The organism is Sinorhizobium fredii (assembly GCF_002944405.1).
Lineage (GTDB): Bacteria > Pseudomonadota > Alphaproteobacteria > Rhizobiales > Rhizobiaceae > Sinorhizobium > Sinorhizobium fredii_C.
Window position 1 is genome coordinate 2406513 of the sequence record NZ_CP024307.1, and the last position, 16645, is coordinate 2423157.

Below are 16645 nucleotides of genomic sequence, written 5' to 3' on the forward strand. Positions count from 1 at the left end.
GCAGTTCTACCGCAGATTTTGCAAGACCGGAAACGGCCTTTGCACGGCTTCGTCGCGAAGTTTTGACACCGCGTAAATATGTTGAGATCAACGTTATCAACCGCAGCATTCAAGGAGGAGAGCACCATGACGACGCAGGCCCCACTCGTCCCGGCAACGGAACTCGCCGCAAGGAACCGCGCCCGCTTCCCGAACGAGAGTGCGGAGTATCGTCGGGCACGCAACGCTTTGCTCGCCGAGGAAATCGAACTCCGCCGCCATATCGAACGCGTCGCCGCGCAACGCCGGCAACTGCCGCCGGGTGGCGAAGTGCCACGGACCTACGTTTTCGAAAGTGAGAACGGTCCTGTGACGCTCGACGACCTCTTCGGGGACAAGGACACGCTCATCATCTACAGCTACATGTTCGGCCCGAAGCGCGAAAAGCCCTGCCCCATGTGCACCTCACTCATGGCCGCCTGGGAGGGAAAAGTGCCGGACATCGAACAACGCATCGCTCTGGCGATGGTCGCCCGATCACCGATCGAGCGGCTCCTCGAGGCCAAGAAGGCGCGCGGCTGGACCCAGCTGAAGGTCTATTCCGATAGCGAGGGGAGCTTTACCCGCGATTATGTCAGCGCCGAGGACGCGGACGTCCCCGGCTACACGGTCTTCACCCGCCGGGACGGTACGATCCGGCATTTCTGGAGCGGCGAGATGAGCGGCGAAATGGCCGATCCTGGCCAGGACCCGCGCGATGCACCCGACCCCGATCCGTTGTGGCACCTGCTCGACACGACGCCCGAAGGCCGCGGCGCCGATTGGTATCCGAAGCTTGAATATCGCGGCGCTGAGCGCGGTTAACTTGCACACTCTGCAGCGCCGCGCGTCTTATCAGACGCGCAAAGGTCGCTGTAGCACTTTGAGTTGCTGCATGTCTGTGTCCTTAAATCGAGTTCGATTTAAGGATACATGCAGTAGCATACGGCGGACCGATTTAATCCGGACATCCGGCCGCGCCGCTCGCGCCTTCGCGAGAGGTGCGCGGCCTCGGCCGTTCAGAAAAGCCTCAATTTCGTATTACTAAACCTGACAACCATCGTTCTTTCGGTTTAAATTCCGAATCAGGGTATTGTTGCCCGATTTTCATTCGACACGGCTTCTTCCGGAGCAATTGATGACGCCAGCCGAAAGGCCCTGCGACGCGGCGATCCGCTCCGCGCTCGGCCGGATTCTCGACAGCAAGAGCTTTCAGCGCTCCGAGCGGCTGCGTGCCTTCCTCACCTATGTCGTCGAGAAGGAGATCGCCGGCGAGGCCGGGCAATTGAAAGGCTATTCGATCGCGGTCGACGTCTTCGGACGCAGCCAGGCTTTCGATGCCGATAGCGATCCGCTCGTGCGCGTTCACGCCGGAAAGCTGCGCAAATTGCTGAAAGGCTTCTATGACGCCGAAGGGGCCGGCGAGGAATGGCAGATCAGCATTCCGAAGGGAACCTACGTGCCGGAGTACCGCCGGCTGCGTGAACCTGCGGCGGAACGCCTTGGGGAGCCGGCCACGAATGCCCGAGATCGCCTTTCCAGGCGCCGCCCCGCATGGCAGCCCTCGCCCTTCTCCTCCCCCTGGGCTGTGCTGACGGTGCTTCCGCTTCTTTTGTTCACGCCGCTGCCGTCACCGAAGGTCGCGCTCGACTTCGGTGCAGAAGCCAAGCTCGCAAACGGCCCGATGGCCGCCGTCCGGGGACTTCCGTCGGTAAGTTTCGTCATCGACGGGGAGCATGGCACCGCAGAACATTTCGCCGCGCTGTTGCGCGCAGCCGCGCTGCGTCACAGGACCCTTGCCGCGGCAGAGGTTGCGGGCACTTCACATCCGGCCGTTTCCATGGATTCGGCGCTCGCCTTCTCCGTCAAGGTCGACTGGCACGACAGTCCCGAGCCCGGCCTTCGGCTCACGCTTTCGCACAATGGCGAGCGCGTGCCGCTCCGCCAGGAGTTCATCGGCGCGCAACAGCTCGCCAATGAATCGGACATCCTCTACAAGACCACCTCGCTCGCAGCGCAGTTTTTCGCTCTCAATGGCGAGATCTACGCCCACGCCGCCACCGAGGGGCTGCAGAGTACATTGATGCGATGCATGGTGACGACGGCGCGCTACAAGAAGCTCCTGACGCGCGAGGCCTTTCAGGAGGCCTGGACATGCCAGCAGGAACTTGCCCCGCTCAAAGGCGATGAACCGCTCTTCATCCTCTCCTCGAAGAAACAGAATGAGCTTTTCAGCCACTGAGCAGCTCGATCGGACTATAATTGCCCGCAACCACGCCAAGATTTTACCCGCAACATTGGGGCTGTTCATTTCGACGATTCGCGCCTACCGTGAATTCGTGCATTAGAAAATAAATGCCTGGTTGCTCGTTGGGGCATTGCGCGTTCGAGGAGCGCGCGAAGAAGCTCCCGCCCACCACTGCGGCCCCCGCGCCTCCAAAGCGCCGGGCCGGTGAAGGGCAAGCACATTGGTCTGTAGTAAGTCGTGCCGCGCGCACGATGTGCCCCGAGAGGCAGCCGGTAGTGGCCAGTGCGATTGGCGGATCGCATTCGTCACGGCGCGGAAACGGGGGGCGCGAAAATGCCACAGGATTCTTGGAAGAATGCCGAGGCCGGCATGGCGCCTCGCACCGGCGGCTTTCTGCCGAAGCTGCCTATCCCCTATAGAGGCTCGAACGATCGGCTTACCATTGCCGAAATGGCAGAGGCTTTCGGCGTGACGCACCGCACCTTGCACTTCTACGAAGAGAAGGGACTGCTGAACGCCGCACGCCTGGGCCCGATGCGGGTCTATGGCGAGAGCCATATCCGCCGCATGGCCGTGATCAACGCATGCCGGGAGATCGACATGCCGGTTGCCGGGATCCAGGACCTGATGGCGGCGCTGGACGCGGCCGGAAGCCAGTCCGAGGCCAACCAAATCTTCGAGACGGCGCTTCGCTCGCGCCGGCGCGAGCTTGCGGCCCAGCAATCGATCCTGCGCCGGCAGATGCAACGCATCGCCGAGCTGCTCGAAAACGGCTCCGGCGGGTCCGCTGATCCGGCATCCGGGGGCGTCCACCTGTCGCCGATCGAGAGCGAATGCCTCGGCCTGATGGCGGAGGGGCACGCCGCCGCCCGCATCGCGCAACTGATGGAGATGGAAATCACCGCGGCTCTCGCGCTCGAGTCCGGAATTATCCGCAAATTCGATGCGCAAAATCGCTTCCAGGCGATCGCGAAGGCCGTGCTCGCCGGCATGATCGCGTCGGAATAGCACCGTCGGCACGATTCCGCTCCACCAGGACCCGCCCTCCGAAAGGCCGCAGTCCACAAAGAGTTGTCATCATCCGTCCGTGGCGGTAGTATTTGCGCGCAGTTCCGGACGGCTGCGTCGACAGACTGCATGTTTCGTCAATGAGCTGCTTCTGATCGAACACAAGAGCCTCTCGTAGTTCGGGAGACATACTCAGAAGCTTATTTGCATCCGACGCCAAGTTTGGCGCCTCCGCCGATTCGTATTGCATTCGGACGAATATTTTGGAGGAGAAGATGAGCAAGCCTACTGTAACTTTGATTGTCTTTGGCGCCCTCGCCTTATCCGGGTGCCAGTCCGCTGCGACATCCCAGAGGGGAGGCGTCGGCGAATTCGGCTGTATTGCCGGGACCGTCGGCGGCGCGATCGTCGGCGGCGTGGTCGGCGCGACCATCGGTTCGGGCACCGGCCAGCTCTGGGCCGTCGGCGGCGGTGCCACGCTCGGCAGCGCGGCAGGCAACGCCCTGACCTGCGCCTATTAAAGCGGAATGCGCTCGCTTACATTCCCGGCGCCAGTTCTATTGTTTGTTTTTGCCGCATTTGTGCGACGTCAGGCGATTCCGCCGTGCCGCAAGATGCTGAAGCGGAAGGTCGCCATGCTGCCAAGACTCGCTCTTTCCACGGCGCTCGCGCTTTGCCAGCTCGTGTCGCCCGCACAGGCTCAGTCGGCGGCAATGAACCAGGGTCAGATGGATCGCCTCGACCGTGACCGAAACGGAGCGGTTGACCGCTCCGAATACCAGGCGTTCATGACGATGGCCTTCGCAAGCCTGGACAAGAACAAGGACGGCAGCCTGCGCTCCGACGAGGTGGCGCAGGCACTCACCGCCCAGCAATTTGCCGCCACCGACAAGAACGGCGACGGCAGGGTGAGCCAGACCGAATTCCTGAACAGGGTCATGGCCGATTTCCAGGCAGCCGACCGCAGCGGCGACGGCAACCTGGAATAGCGGCTCGAACGCCGCCTGACAGCTCCCATGGACCGCGGACGTACCGTCCTATGCCTCAATCGCGGTGTCGGGCCGGCGCCAGCGCCATGGTTTGTGCATAGGCCATTGGCGAACGGCTGCCAGGCATGTTCTCGTCGAGAACCAGCGTCTTTACATCATCGGAGCGAACGTCGAGAGCAATGACACGTTCGAGCTTGTCAATCTGCCAAACGGCGTAGCCAAGTTCCGGGACATATCCGCAGTCGCATCCACAATCGCCACCGATGATTTCTCTCGGCTCCGCGGGCAGATACATGATCTGCGGCTTCGGCAGCTTGTAGCAATGTCCCTCATAGGCGTAGCCATAAATCACGCCAATGCTCTTTATGTATTTACTGTCGTCTCCGCGAAAATTTCGCGACGGGATGTTTATCTCGACGGTAAGCTTTAGGACTTCCGCCTGGTTCTCATCAACTAAAGCCAAAACTATCTGCTGCTGAAACAGGTCAATGAGTTTCTTTTGGGCAACACGCCTGATGATGCCGGAGATAAGTTTCTTATCTTCGCTATTTATCTCACGACCTCTCAGTTCCTCTTCGAGAGTGAGGTCGATATTTCCGATTTCCTCGGGCGTAAATATCGATAGAGAGACAGCCGGGCGGCCATAAAGACGCACTTCGCTCGGATTGTAAGCGTCATATTGTGGAGCCTCGAGGCCTTTCGCCTGGTTGCCGACGCCGGGATGATTGCAACAATCGCTCATGTTCCTCTCCTTTTCCTGGCCTCACCTTCGACCGATAATCTCGCGCCATGCGAAATTTGCTTCCAACACCTCCGCGGCCGCTCCAGGGGCAGCGGCAATGACGGCTGTTGCCGCCTGATCCAGACGCATCGTCGTGGGATCGAGCGTCCGCAATGAAGAGGCGAGCGCCTGTCCGACCGTGTCACGCGCGGCGGCCAAAGCGAGCTCGAAGATCAACGGCTTCACCCGAAAGGCTTCGGCCGTTGCTGCGCGGAACGCATCGAAATCCCGCTGACTCAACGCGCGAAGGTCGAGGTCGAGAAGCCTGCTGTCGGCGCAATCCCGGGCAACCAGTTCGCGGTGATATAGCTCGACGATCGTATCGAAAATGGCGCCGACGAAGGGGAGCGCGCGGTCGTGGACTTCCCGGGTCACCTCCGACATGCGGCGAAAATTGGTGGCGAGCCGCACCTGGGTCTCGGGACTGGTTTCCGCAAAGCGGTTGAGCTCGTTGTATAAGAGAAGATTGCCCCTCGTTCGTCGCAACAGCCGGTCAATGGCAGAGCCGAAATGGAGGAACGAGATCAGCGAGACAGCGTCGGAAAACGCCTCCGAAAAGGGAAAGAAGTCAGCTTCGGGCGAGACTATCGTCGGCACGCCGGTTTCGGACAGAAGGATCAGATGTCCGACTTCGTGGGCGATCGTATCGAAATTCAACGCATACGGCCGTCGCACTCCGTCGGTATCCGAGCACCCCAATTCCAGGAAGCCGTAACCCGCCTGTGCGTTGTCCCAATTCACAAAGGCAACGATCTCGAGACGCGGAAAGGTCTGCTCGAAGAACCATCGAACCGGCCGGCCGAGATAGCTCTGCCATATGTCGAGAACGAAGTGCACACAGGCATAGGCGTGCACGGCCAGGAATTCACGTGAGCTCGGCGATACATTGTCAAAATGACGGTCCGGCCCCGGCTTCGGTGCTGCGCGCCGCGGCCCGTCGAAGGGCGGCAGGCGATCGAAGCCGTAGGGTTGCTTTTCGGAGAGCGGATCGATGACATACATCGTCGCGTCACTTGGCCCCGCTCCGATCTCGTCCCTCAAAATCGGCAGCCAAACTCGATCCGGTTGCTCGTAACCCGGGAGGAAAGGAGGCTGGGGGAAGATCCAGAAGCGCGTACCTAGACGCGCCTCGCCAGACTCGAGGGCCTCGTTCCGAAGCGGATGCATCGCACAATTGCCCCCTCGATCGGTGAAAACCGGCAATCAGGGATTCAATTTATAAGTGTTCACTAATTTGGAGTCAATGCCGCCAGCTTCCAGGTCCCGAATGAAGGTGTTCGTCGCGGCCCAAGCATTCTGGCCATCTGCCATCCGTGCCTCTCGCACAAGGCGCGGCGCCCTGTGAAGTGCCAGCAAAGCGTCTTCTCTCTTCTGACGCACCGCTTTCTGCCGTACCTCTTGAATGCGGCTGTCCGTCCATCCCGCGGCACCCAAAACCGCCGCTAGCGTCCGGTCGCGAAAGTTCATGTTTCGCGCCATTGTTGTGAGCTGCGCCCGTTCGGCGGCACTGATGACCCTGCGGCGCATCAGCGTGGAAAAGGTGCGCTGCAGATCGACGAGCGCGTCGGTCAGTTGCAGGAAGCCGAGCTCAGCCGGCCCCGAATGCACCGCCACGGCGTCGTCCGGGGCCAGGGCGGGGGGCGAGACGCAACCCTCCATTCGGGAAGAAAGAGCCCATCGCCGATACCACCTGTAGATCAGGCCGACGCCGATCATGCCGAAATCGCCGAGTTCCGCTGCTCTGAGCGCCCCCATGCTGGCGCCTCCGACCATGACAATTCCCTGGGCCATCGCCCAGAGGATTTCCTTGTGCCTGACGGCGGGCCGGTCTTCGAACCGGCCGTCGATCAAGACCATGGCACGGGGCCTGAAAGCATGGGCGGCCAGTAGAATATCACCTTGGGCGGCGGGCTGCAGATAGATGGCATCGAGCACCGCACGGGCCTCGTCAAGCCGCAGGGTCGGACCGAGAAACACCAGAATTGGACCGTCGCATCCCGCATCTGGCATCTGCTCACCTGACAACAGAGAAGGGATGGGCGCGGGCAAGGACCGTCCTCACGCACTGGACACCCGCTTCGCGATCATGCCCGACCGGAACGGCGACGACTGGGCCGAGGCCGGCCGCGAGAACGCTGCTCAGCAGGGAGCCAGCATCAGCCGCCGTCGACGAAGACGCCCCCTGCATCGGCCCTGCCGAAACCTCGGCGAGAATCAGCTGGCGGGCTCTCGCTACGACCTCCTCGGTGCTCCGCTTGTAGTGTGCTCTCGTCTGATCATCGCGAGCACCGGAGATCGCCCCTGCCCTCGCCGCCAGCGCTTCGAGCATGGCGCTTACGCCGGCTGCTTCGACGCTCGGACCTGCGGCATAGCCTTCCGTCGGCAGGGCGAGAATCGGCTCGCCAGAACCCGTCTCGATCGTCTGGCACCAGATGACCGCAAGGCCCGTCGGAGAAGGGGCCTGCCACAGGGCGACGGCTATGCCGCAGGATCCTGCAACGGAACAGACCCGATCGACCCCAGCGCCGAGCCCCGTCGTGGCGATGCGCATCCGGTCGAAAAACCCGTGTGTGGCGAAAGCGCGGGCCATGGCGTCGCGCTCGATACATTCGAACAAGCCATGCAGATAGGCACTGTGGGCGTCCACATGGCAGGCCAGACCCGTTGTCGTGCGCACGAACCAGCCGTCGTGGACCGGCGGCGGTTCCGTGTAACAGGTGTGGACCAGCTCTAAAGGAACGGGCAGCGCGTGCCCCGTGGCGACATCGACGCCCATCGTCCAAGCTATGGTCCTGCTCCGCCAATCTTCCGAGCCGGCCACGACAAGAGTATCAAACAGGCCGTTGGCAATTTCGAGTTCCTCGGCCGTTGCGAGAAAGATGCGTTCGGGCGGAATGGCTTCGGCATAATAGCGCTCCAGCGATTCCATGATTGCTCCCACCGACGCTTCAGTTGTCGTGAAGCCTCGCCCCAGAGAGGTGACTTCCGATAGAGCCGCCGGACGAACGGCTTGCACCACGGGGAGCCCCAGCCGGTCCAGCCCCGTCAGGTCGCCGATCCGCGTTATTCGAGCTCTCCTGCAAAGCGGCAGAAGTGCCTGGAACCGTCGTTTGGTTTCGTCAGGAGTGGAGTGAACGGAAAGGGCGGCGCGCGGGCATGAAACTAACGAGGCATAAAAATCGGCCAGATCCCCATTCAGGCTGGCTCGATCAGCGCCCCGCGACAAGACCCAGCTCCTGCATCGATCGTCGGGCGCGCCTGACAAGCGTTGTCGCCCCCTGACTTTCGGCAATTTCAACGGCCGATCGAAGGTCTGCCGCGAGCGCATCGCGAGGCACTCCAGCCTGTGCGCCGAGTACCGTGCGGCAGCGGTGAAGCTCCGCCAGCCAATAGGCGTGACCGGTTTCCTCGGCCTTTTGGATCGCCTCGTTCACGATGTCGATCGCGTCCCCGAGCCTGCCGGCGAGCCCCACCAAGGTGGCATGCATATAGAGATAGATCGGCAGGTCGGCGACCGCCCCCAACGTCCTGAGAAGCGACAGGCCCTCCCGGAAGACGCTGTGACCACTCGCAAGATTTCCCCGATGAGCCTCGGCCCAGCCCCTGAAGAGTTGCGACAGGCCGGACAGCGACTGCATGTCGTGCTTCCTGGCAAAGTCCGCCATCCGCGCCGAAACCTCGATGAGGCGATCGAAATCGTCCCGGTAAAACGCCGATACGGCTTCCGTATCGAGCGAATGCGCCTTGCTCGGCGCATGGGCTATGCGGTCGACAAAAGCGATCATCCTGGAGAGCGCCGCATCCGATGCCTTGGTTTGCCCGGTCAGCCACAGGGAAAGCGCCATTTGCCCAAGCCCGCAGACCTTCGCGTCGTGCCCACCGAATTCCGTCCGGCTCTTCCTCGCCGTTCGCTCGTCATAGAGCGCCAGGCCGGCCTTGATCGCCTCCTGGGTTTCGCGGTGCCGGCCGAGGTTGAAGTCGATCGCCCAGATGCAGTGGTTCACCTGCAGTTGGATCTCGGGGTCGTCCACCTTCGCCAGCATGGACTGCACTTCGAGCGCCCGGTCGTGCATGATGCGGAAGTCCGACCCGGTGAACCACCAGCCCCAGTAGATCGGGAACCACTTGGACTGCTCCTCCATCGGCTGCCGGCGGGCGATTTCCACGCCGTCTTCGTAGAGCTTGCGCGCGGGAGGCGAGTTCAGCCCCACCAGCCCCGTGAGAATCGGCCCCAGTGCCGTCAACGCCGCCAGCTGCAAAGTCTCGACGGCGCTCTCCTCACCCAATTCGCTGCAGAGCGCCAGCGCATGTTCCAGATATTGCCGCGCCTCGATCATTGCCGAGCGGCTCGAGCTCTCCTTGCCGGCGGCAATCAGCAGTTCGACCGCATTCTCGATGAGCCCGGCCCGTTCGGCATGTTCGGCCAGTGCGCCGGTGTCGATCCAGGCGGCCATGCCGCGGTTCTGGTTGACGGCGCCGAAGAGCCGCCGGTGCAGCACCTGCCGCTGTTTGCGCAGCAGCGCGTTGTAGATCGTCTCCTGGATCAGCACGTGGCGAAAGCCGTATGCAATGCTTCCTGGCGCGCGTACACGCGTCAGGAAGCCGGTCTCGCACAGCATATCGGCCGCACTTGCGATCGCCTTCTTGCTGAAATCGGGCAGAAGCACGCGCAGCAGGGGCAGGGTCACCTGCGTGCCGGCGGCGGCCGCCGCACGCGCCACTTCCCGGGCCGGCCCCAGATGCTGCAGCCGTGCGTCGAGTATGGATTCGAATGCGGATAGATGGACCGGCTTCATGGTCTCCGACAGGCTCGCCTCATCCGCTTCGGCACTTTGGGATGCCCATTGGCAGATTTCCTCGATGAAAAGCGGGACGCCGCCGGATATCCGTTCCGCCACTTCGAAGAGCTCCGGCAGCCTCGCCAGCCGATGCTCAGGCCACTTCGCCCTGATCGCCAGCCGCGTTTCGTCGCTGTCGAGCGGCCGCAACGACAGCCGCAGCGGGGTTGCCGTATCCAGCCACTCGACCGGTGCACCGCGGCGCGACGTCAAGATGAGAAAGATCGGGAATTGACCGATGAGCCGGGCTGCTTCGCCGAGCAGATCGCGCGAAGTCGGGTCTATCCAATGGATGTCCTCAACGGCGACGACCACAGGGCCGCTTCGCGAGACAGCTTCCAGCGTCCGCAAAAGCGCCCGGTGCGCCTTTTCACGGATCGCCTTGGGGTTGTCATTCGCCAGAAGCTGGTTTCGTCCCTCTGCTCCGAGCAGATAGGCGAAGACCTCGATCGCCTCCTTGTCCTCGATGCCGTTGCGCTCGAACAATGTCGCCACATCGGATGCCGTGACGCCCATCTGGCCGTTTCTCGTCGTCGACCCGGGAAAGCTGTGCAGCAGGGGATGCAGCGTCGAGCGCAATCCCCCGGGGAGGCACTGGAAGAAAAACAGCTTCGAGCGCCGATCCCGCGTTCTCCTGCGGATCTCCCGCAAAAGGCGGGACTTGCCGATGCCGGCATCGCCCTCGATGAGCAGGCTTGCGCCCCGGCCGGCAAGAACGCCGTCCCAGGTACGAGCGATCGTATTAAGCTCGCTCTCGCGGTTGATGAACGGACCGCCCAGTCGCCCGTACGCATGGAAGCGATCGACCTCCATCTTGTGTCCGAGCGCCCGCCACACTTTCTCGGGCGTTGAAAAGCCCTTGAGCGGCTTACTGCCCTGAAAAACGAAGGCGTGCGATCGCCCTGCCAGGTTTCGTGTCTCCTCCGAGACCAGGACGCTGTTGGGCTCGGCGATGACTTGCAGACGAGCGGCCATGGCGAGTGCCGCTCCGGTGACGGGCTCCTGCAGCCAGCTCTCGCGCTCCATGTCGCGGATGAGCGCCGCGGACGTGGCGATGCCGACGCGGACGCGAAGATCATCCCGTCCCCACTCTCGGCCGACGCGCTTGCAGGCGTCGACGATGTCGAGCCCCGCCCGGATGGCGAGCGAAGCCGCGTCCTTGGCATCGAGATCGATCGGAAACAGCGCCACGCCGCCATCGCCCGCCTCGTGCTGCATCACTCCGGAATGCGCGGCGATCGACTGCCTGCTCGACCGCTGGAAGGCGGACATCAGATCCTGATAATCCTCGATGTCCATGACATGCAGGAGATCGGTCGACCCTACGAGGTCGTAGCAAAGGGCGGTAACGATATGGCGCTCGCTGCCGTGTGCCGACGAACCGCCGGCGCGCGCGGTGCGACTGACTCCTTTTCGTGGTGTATTGGTCCGGTTTTCGCGCAGCATGCACCACCACCCCGCGTTCGGCAGCGCGCCCCCGAAGACTATACGCGCATGTTCAAGACAAATAAGCTGGTTCTTGCAATTTCTGAAATATCTGGCTTGATAGGCGTGCTGCAGACCATGCGTCACGCTCCCCACTTGGCGTAGCCAAGGCTGCTCACCGAAACCGGTCTATGTCAATCGGCGCAGAGTTGCAACGATCCGATCTCTCTATTTGAGCCCGCACGATGGCATGTTGAGATCAAAAGCGATCGCGGCCGTATGACGAAAGCGGCCATTCTGTCAGCTCTTCTGCAGGGCGAGATGGGCGCCCAATCCGATGAGCGTGGCGCCGCCAACGCGCTGAACCAGACGCTGGGTGCGACTTGAATGCCTGAGCCTCGATACGAGCACGCTGGCGAGCATGACGCAGAGGATGTCCGCCGACGAGAACATCAGGTTGACGATCGACCCGAGGACGACGAATTGCACCCATACGGGAAGTGTGGCTGACGTGTCGATGAACTGCGGCAGGAAGGAAACGAAGAAGATCGCGGTCTTCGGATTGAGAACCTCGATTGTGACGCTCTCGAAAAGGGCACGCCGGCCCGATTTCGCCTGCACCCCCGGCAATACCACATCGCCTTGAGCCTTGGCACGGAAGAGCGAAACACCCATCCAGATCAGATAGGCGGCACCGGCCAGCTTGACGGTCAGATAAAGTGTGGGCACGGCATGAAAGAGGGCCGAAAGCCCTGCAGCAGCCGCAGCGACATGCACATAGCCGCCGATGTGAATGCCGAGCGTCGCCATCACACCGGACCAGCGGCCGCGCGCCATCGTCTGGGCGGCCGCGTAGAGCATGGCCGGTCCCGGCACATAGGCGAATACGGCGGTGGTGACGAGAAAGGTGATCAGCAAACCGGTCGACGGCATTAGCGGCTCCTTTGGAGGCAACTCTTCGCAGAACGATTACCTGACGATCGTCAGCCGCTCCGCCGCGCGGGTGATTGCCGTGTAGAGCCAGCGTTCGCGCGTATCGCGGAAGGCCCAGCTCTCGTCGAAGAGCACGACATTGTCCCATTGCGAACCCTGTGCCTTGTGCACGGTCAGCGCATAGCCATAGTCGAACTCGTCGTAGCGTTTGCGGGTGGACCAGGGAATCTCGCCCTCGACCTCTTCGAAGGCCGCTTTCAAGAGCTTGATCTTCGCCGCGCCGCGGTCCATGTCATCCTCTTCGGGACGGATCATCAGGTTGATCCCCGGCTTCACCGTCTCTTTCGACGAGCTCATCACCTGCCAGAGAGAACCGTTGAGCAGGCCTTTGGCAGGATCGTTCCTCAGGCAGACGAGCTTGTCGCCCGATTGAGGATACTCGCTCGAAAAACCCTTCAGCTCGCGCAGACGTTGGTTGTAGCGCCGCCGCGTCCGGTTGGTGCCGACAAGCACCTGGTCGGCTTCCAGCACCAGCGGCTGGGTGACCTCGCTCTTGGAGATGATCTGTGCCGTGCCGTAGTCGCCCTGCATGATCTCCTTGCCCTCGCGAACATGCATGGCGAGCTGGATGATCGGGTTGTCGCGCGCCTGGCGGTGGATATCGGTCAGCAGATAGTCCGGCTCGTGATTGGTGAAATAGCCGCCGCCCGACACGGGCGGCAACTGACCCGGATCGCCGAGCACCAGGATTGGCGTGCCGAAGCTCATCAGGTCCTTGCCGAGCGCCTCGTCGACCATCGAGCATTCGTCGATGATGATCAGCGCCGCCTTGGCGACCGGGCTCTGGCGGTTGATGGCGAACATCGGCGCGATCGAGGTCTTGCCGGTCTCCTCGTCCGCGACCTCCTCCTCGCCACGAGGCCGGTAGATCAGCGAATGAATGGTCTTGGCATTGCTGGCGCCCTTGGAACGCAGCACCTGCGCGGCCTTGCCGGTGAAGGCCGCAAAGAGCACCTCGCCGTCGACGTGCTCCGCGAAATGCCGTGCCAGCGTCGTCTTGCCGGTGCCGGCATAGCCGAACAGCCGGAAGAGCGGCGAGCGGCCTTCCTTCAGCCAACGCGAAACGGCCTTCAGGGCCTCGTCCTGTTGCGGAGCGAATTGCATGACCTGCAGTGTCAGGATTCGGTGGCCAGGCGCAAGCCCGGATTTCTGTCTGGCGTCGGTGTGGATGCTTCGGCGGTCACAATGCCGTCGAGCGGCTTCAGCGCGAAATCTTCTGCGGCGGGAGCACCGTCAATCACTTTCATGCGCTGCGCGCCGAAGCCCTGTCTGGATCAAGATCGCCTGTGGCAGTTTCTTGCCACGGCACTTGAAACGGCGCGCGCGATGCTGCTAACAACAGGGTGGCTGCATACTGTGTGCACGAGCGGCCGTCCTCGCCGGAGAATGCCGTTGAAGCCGGAACAGCCCGCAACGCCGATGACCCCCGAAAGCAGCCGGCTTGGTCGCTTGCCGCGCATCTGGCAATGGTGCCTGCTGGGCGTGCTTTCCCTGCTGCTTGCTGCTCTCTTCGAAATGGCGGGCATTCCGGCCGGGCTTCTCATGGGCCCCATGGTGGCCGGCGCGCTTGTCGGCATGAATGGCGGCACGATCCGCCTGCCCCGCCAGTTCATTTTCTGCGTCCAGTTCGTCCTGGCGATGATGATCGCCGGCTCGATGCGGCCCGATCTGTTCGCCACCTTCTCCAGCAATTGGCCGCTCTTCCTCGCCGTCATCCTGTCGGTGATCGGCGTCAGCACGCTGTGCGGCTGGACGATCACGCGGATGCGCATCCTGCCTGGAACGACGGCGATCTGGGGGTCCTCGGCCGGTGCGGCCTCGACCATGCTGCTGATGGCCGACGCCTATGGCGCCGATGCCCGCCTCGTCGCCTTCATGCAATATTTGCGGGTCGTCTGCGTCGCCGGCGCCGCGACGATGGTCGCGCATCTCTGGGTCAGCGGCACGGAGGCCGAGACGGCAACCCATTGGTTTGCGCCGGTCGCTGCCCTGCCCTTCCTTGCGACGCTCGCCGTCGGCATCGTCGGCGGCTTCCTCGGCAAGCTGCTGCGCGTCCCGGCCGGCGCTTTCCTCGTCCCCTTCGCGATCGGCTCGGCTCTCAATGTCTCCGGCATGCTGACGATCGAATTGCCGCAATGGCTGCTGGCGCTCTCCTTCGCGCTGCTCGGCTGGAACATCGGGCTGGGCTTTACCCGCAGCATCATCGCGCATGCGCGTCGGGCCTTCGTGCCGACGGTCGTCTCCATCCTCGTGCTGATGGCCTCTTCCGGTTTGCTCGCACTGCTCCTCACCAAGGCGGTCGGCATCGATCCGTTGACAGCCTATCTCGCCACCAGTCCCGGTGGCCTCGATTCCATTGCCGTGATCGCCGCCTCGAGCGATGTCGACCTTCCCTTTGTCATGGCGCTGCAGACGGCCCGCCTGCTGATCATCACGCTGATCGGCCCGGCTCTTGCCCGCTTCGTCGCCGACCGGGCCTGACGCCGTCACGGCACCCCAACGCGAACGCGAAGCACCTTCCCGTCATTTGCAACCAGCACGAGCGCCTAGGGAATAAATTCTTGGCCCGCCGTGTCTCATCCATGAACCCGCTTGGAACGGTTCTAGGAAGGAGCCCCGCAATGAGAACGATCCCCTTGACCATCACCATTTGCCTCGTCACCAGCGCTTCCGCTTTCGCGGCACCGCCCGTCAAAACGGTTGAGAGCGAAAAAGGTCCGGTGCTTGCCGCGGCAAACGGCATGACGCTCTACACCTACAAGGATGATCAGAAGGGCGTCTCCACCTGCTATGATCAATGCGCAAAGAACTGGCCGCCCTTCATGGTGGAAGGCGACGCGATGGCAGAAGGCGCCTATTCGATCGTCGAACGCAAGGACGGCAGCAAGCAATGGGCAAAGGACGGCATGCCGCTCTACTTCTGGGTAAAGGACAAGAAAATGGGCGATATTACCGGTGACGGTGTGAAGGGCGAATGGGATGTCGCACGGCCGTGACGATTCGGAAGCAGGTGCGGATGCTTCCGCACCCGACGCTTTCGAGGAAGACGTCCTCACCCTCATGCCGGCGCTCAGGCGCTATTCACGTAGCCTCGCCCGATCCGACACGGACGGCGAGGACCTTCTCCAGGACTGCGTCGAAAAGGTGCTGGCGCGCCGGCAGCAATGGCGAGGCGTGAACCTGCGCGCCTGGGCCTTCACCATCATGACGAACCTCTACCGCAACCGTCACCGCCATCGCGCCTTGCATCCCGAGGTCGAATATGAGGAGGCTCTTGGCCTCGTCGCCGAAGACCAGAATGCCGACCCCCTGCAAAGCCGGCGGCTCGAGCGCGCGCTGGAGCGGCTGTCGGTCGACAACCGCTCCGTGCTGATGCTCGTGGTGATCGAAGGCTACCGCTATCAGGATGTGGCGGAGATGATGGCTATCCCGATCGGCACGGTGATGTCGCGCCTGTCGCGCGCGCGCCGCCAGCTCGCCGAAGCGATGAAGGACGACAACGTGATCGCCCTGCGGAGACCGAAATGACGGACGAATTCAACACCGTCTCCGAAGACGAACTGCATGCCTATGTCGATGGCCAGCTGAGCGAGCCGGAGCGCAGGCGCATCGAAGCCTGGCTCGAAAGGCACCCGGATCGCGCTCAGGAAGTCCGCGAATGGCAGGCCCAGGCGGCTGCGCTCCAACACCATTTCGCATCCTATGCCCGTGATCATGAAGGCGATCGGGCGCTGGTCTCGGCCCGTCGAGGCCGGGGGCACGGCGTTGCCTCGGCCCCTGCGCCCGTCCTCCTACGGATCGCCGCCGGTCTCCTGATCTTCGCGGCCGGTGCCCTGACCGGGTTCTACGCCCCTGCGATCGTCTCCGGGGATCGGTTGCCCGCGGCGGCCGAGAGCACCGACAGCCTTCCGCGCCAGGCGCAATCCGCTTTTCTCGTCTATGCGAGCGAGGTGCGCCATCCGGTCGAGGTCGGCGCCGACCAGGAGGCGCATCTCGCCACCTGGCTCGGCAAGCGGCTCGATTACGGGTTGAAGATTCCGGATCTGTCGGCTTTCGGATTTTCGCTCGTAGGCGGCCGGCTGATCCCCGTCAACGGCACGGCGGGCGCCCTGCTGATGTATGAGGACGGCTCCCGCCAGCGGCTCACCGTACTTCTCGGCCGCAACAGCGACAATCGCGAGACGAGCTTCCGCATCGCGAGCCAGGGCGATCTCGAAACTTTCTACTGGATTGACGGCGAGATCGGCTACGCGGTTACCGGCGAGGTGCCGCGCAGCCTCCTGCAGCGGGTCGCCGACGCGTGTTACCGCCAGTTCGAGGGGTCGGAGGGCTCATAGCACGCGGG

17 protein-coding genes are annotated in these 16645 nt (G+C 62.7%); 9 read left to right on the top strand and 8 right to left on the bottom strand.

Features of this window, described 5'->3' with window-relative positions; all coding sequences use genetic code 11:
• Window positions 1-126 precede the first annotated feature (126 nt).
• From NXT3_RS11875 to NXT3_RS11895, 5 genes are all read left to right on the top strand, one after another.
• Window positions 127-843, top strand: coding sequence for a DUF899 family protein (locus NXT3_RS11875; protein ID WP_037415748.1), 717 nt, complete (start codon window positions 127-129; stop codon window positions 841-843).
• Between the two features lie 313 nt (window positions 844-1156).
• Window positions 1157-2260: a hypothetical protein gene (locus NXT3_RS11880; protein ID WP_104839385.1), complete on the top strand. Its 1104-nt coding sequence runs from the start codon at window positions 1157-1159 to the stop codon at window positions 2258-2260.
• Window positions 2261-2599: 339 nt separating this feature from the next.
• Window positions 2600-3274, top strand: a complete 675-nt coding sequence (locus NXT3_RS11885; protein ID WP_104839386.1) for a MerR family transcriptional regulator — start codon at window positions 2600-2602, stop codon at window positions 3272-3274.
• A 275-nt stretch (window positions 3275-3549) separates the two neighbouring features.
• Entirely contained in the window at window positions 3550-3795 is a 246-nt protein-coding gene (locus NXT3_RS11890) for a glycine zipper 2TM domain-containing protein (protein WP_037415739.1), read from the top strand.
• Window positions 3796-3909: 114 nt separating this feature from the next.
• Complete coding sequence (locus tag NXT3_RS11895) at window positions 3910-4263, top strand: EF-hand domain-containing protein (protein WP_037415758.1); 354 nt, start codon at window positions 3910-3912, stop codon at window positions 4261-4263.
• 55 nt (window positions 4264-4318) lie between these two features.
• Here the strand turns inward: NXT3_RS11895 and NXT3_RS11900 are convergent, their stop codons facing one another.
• From NXT3_RS11900 to NXT3_RS32935, 8 genes are all read right to left on the bottom strand, one after another.
• On the bottom strand, window positions 4319-5005 hold the full coding sequence (locus tag NXT3_RS11900) for a hypothetical protein (RefSeq protein ID WP_037415736.1): 687 nt from the start codon (window positions 5003-5005) through the stop codon (window positions 4319-4321).
• A 21-nt stretch (window positions 5006-5026) separates the two neighbouring features.
• A complete protein-coding gene (locus NXT3_RS11905) occupies window positions 5027-6211 on the bottom strand; it encodes a gluzincin family metallopeptidase (RefSeq protein WP_097525378.1) in 1185 nt (394 codons plus the stop codon).
• A 36-nt stretch (window positions 6212-6247) separates the two neighbouring features.
• Window positions 6248-7054 (bottom strand): TfuA-like protein, encoded by an 807-nt coding sequence (locus NXT3_RS11910; protein ID WP_104839387.1) that lies wholly within the window; start codon window positions 7052-7054, stop codon window positions 6248-6250.
• Window positions 7055-7058: 4 nt separating this feature from the next.
• The gene (locus tag NXT3_RS11915) at window positions 7059-8270 is read right to left on the bottom strand and encodes a YcaO-like family protein (protein ID WP_234828040.1); all 1212 of its coding nucleotides are present in this window, start codon (window positions 8268-8270) and stop codon (window positions 7059-7061) included.
• Window positions 8254-11328 (bottom strand): ATP-binding protein, encoded by a 3075-nt coding sequence (locus NXT3_RS11920; RefSeq protein WP_104839388.1) that lies wholly within the window; start codon window positions 11326-11328, stop codon window positions 8254-8256. Before NXT3_RS11920 ends, NXT3_RS11915 begins: the two co-directional genes overlap by 17 nt.
• Window positions 11329-11607: 279 nt before the next feature.
• A complete protein-coding gene (locus NXT3_RS11925; protein WP_104839389.1) occupies window positions 11608-12240 on the bottom strand; it encodes a LysE family translocator in 633 nt (210 codons plus the stop codon).
• Window positions 12241-12276: 36 nt separating this feature from the next.
• Window positions 12277-13404 (bottom strand): ATP-dependent DNA helicase, encoded by a 1128-nt coding sequence (locus NXT3_RS11930; RefSeq protein WP_097525374.1) that lies wholly within the window; start codon window positions 13402-13404, stop codon window positions 12277-12279.
• An 11-nt stretch (window positions 13405-13415) separates the two neighbouring features.
• Window positions 13416-13547: a hypothetical protein gene (locus NXT3_RS32935; RefSeq protein ID WP_272938890.1), complete on the bottom strand. Its 132-nt coding sequence runs from the start codon at window positions 13545-13547 to the stop codon at window positions 13416-13418.
• Between the two features lie 145 nt (window positions 13548-13692).
• Here NXT3_RS32935 and NXT3_RS11935 point away from each other — a divergent pair, with 145 nt between their 5' ends.
• From NXT3_RS11935 to NXT3_RS11950, 4 genes are all read left to right on the top strand, one after another.
• A complete protein-coding gene (locus NXT3_RS11935) occupies window positions 13693-14781 on the top strand; it encodes an AbrB family protein (protein WP_104839390.1) in 1089 nt (362 codons plus the stop codon).
• A 140-nt stretch (window positions 14782-14921) separates the two neighbouring features.
• On the top strand, window positions 14922-15296 hold the full coding sequence (locus NXT3_RS11940) for a COG4315 family predicted lipoprotein (RefSeq protein ID WP_037415719.1): 375 nt from the start codon (window positions 14922-14924) through the stop codon (window positions 15294-15296).
• Entirely contained in the window at window positions 15280-15828 is a 549-nt protein-coding gene (locus NXT3_RS11945) for an RNA polymerase sigma factor (RefSeq protein ID WP_037386789.1), read from the top strand. The genes NXT3_RS11940 and NXT3_RS11945 overlap by 17 nt, the downstream gene beginning before the upstream one ends.
• Window positions 15825-16637, top strand: coding sequence for an anti-sigma factor family protein (locus NXT3_RS11950; RefSeq protein WP_037415713.1), 813 nt, complete (start codon window positions 15825-15827; stop codon window positions 16635-16637). The genes NXT3_RS11945 and NXT3_RS11950 overlap by 4 nt, the downstream gene beginning before the upstream one ends.
• Window positions 16638-16645: the final 8 nt, after the last annotated feature.

Excerpts from the sequence above, each read along its gene's own strand:
- NXT3_RS11875 (WP_037415748.1), top strand. The coding sequence starts at position 127 with ATGACGACGCAGGCCCCACTCGTCCCGGCAACGGAACTCGCCGCAAGG.
- NXT3_RS11910 (WP_104839387.1), bottom strand. The coding sequence starts at position 7,054 with ATGCCAGATGCGGGATGCGACGGTCCAATTCTGGTGTTTCTCGGTCCG.
- NXT3_RS11945 (WP_037386789.1), top strand. The coding sequence starts at position 15,280 with ATGTCGCACGGCCGTGACGATTCGGAAGCAGGTGCGGATGCTTCCGCA.
- NXT3_RS32935 (WP_272938890.1), bottom strand. The coding sequence starts at position 13,547 with ATGAAAGTGATTGACGGTGCTCCCGCCGCAGAAGATTTCGCGCTGAAG.
- NXT3_RS11885 (WP_104839386.1), top strand. The coding sequence starts at position 2,600 with ATGCCACAGGATTCTTGGAAGAATGCCGAGGCCGGCATGGCGCCTCGC.
- NXT3_RS11900 (WP_037415736.1), bottom strand. The coding sequence starts at position 5,005 with ATGAGCGATTGTTGCAATCATCCCGGCGTCGGCAACCAGGCGAAAGGC.
- NXT3_RS11895 (WP_037415758.1), top strand. The coding sequence starts at position 3,910 with ATGCTGCCAAGACTCGCTCTTTCCACGGCGCTCGCGCTTTGCCAGCTC.
- NXT3_RS11905 (WP_097525378.1), bottom strand. The coding sequence starts at position 6,211 with ATGCATCCGCTTCGGAACGAGGCCCTCGAGTCTGGCGAGGCGCGTCTA.
- NXT3_RS11890 (WP_037415739.1), top strand. The coding sequence starts at position 3,550 with ATGAGCAAGCCTACTGTAACTTTGATTGTCTTTGGCGCCCTCGCCTTA.
- NXT3_RS11880 (WP_104839385.1), top strand. The coding sequence starts at position 1,157 with ATGACGCCAGCCGAAAGGCCCTGCGACGCGGCGATCCGCTCCGCGCTC.
- NXT3_RS11920 (WP_104839388.1), bottom strand. The coding sequence starts at position 11,328 with ATGCTGCGCGAAAACCGGACCAATACACCACGAAAAGGAGTCAGTCGC.
- NXT3_RS11950 (WP_037415713.1), top strand. The coding sequence starts at position 15,825 with ATGACGGACGAATTCAACACCGTCTCCGAAGACGAACTGCATGCCTAT.
- NXT3_RS11940 (WP_037415719.1), top strand. The coding sequence starts at position 14,922 with ATGAGAACGATCCCCTTGACCATCACCATTTGCCTCGTCACCAGCGCT.
- NXT3_RS11930 (WP_097525374.1), bottom strand. The coding sequence starts at position 13,404 with ATGCAATTCGCTCCGCAACAGGACGAGGCCCTGAAGGCCGTTTCGCGT.
- NXT3_RS11925 (WP_104839389.1), bottom strand. The coding sequence starts at position 12,240 with ATGCCGTCGACCGGTTTGCTGATCACCTTTCTCGTCACCACCGCCGTA.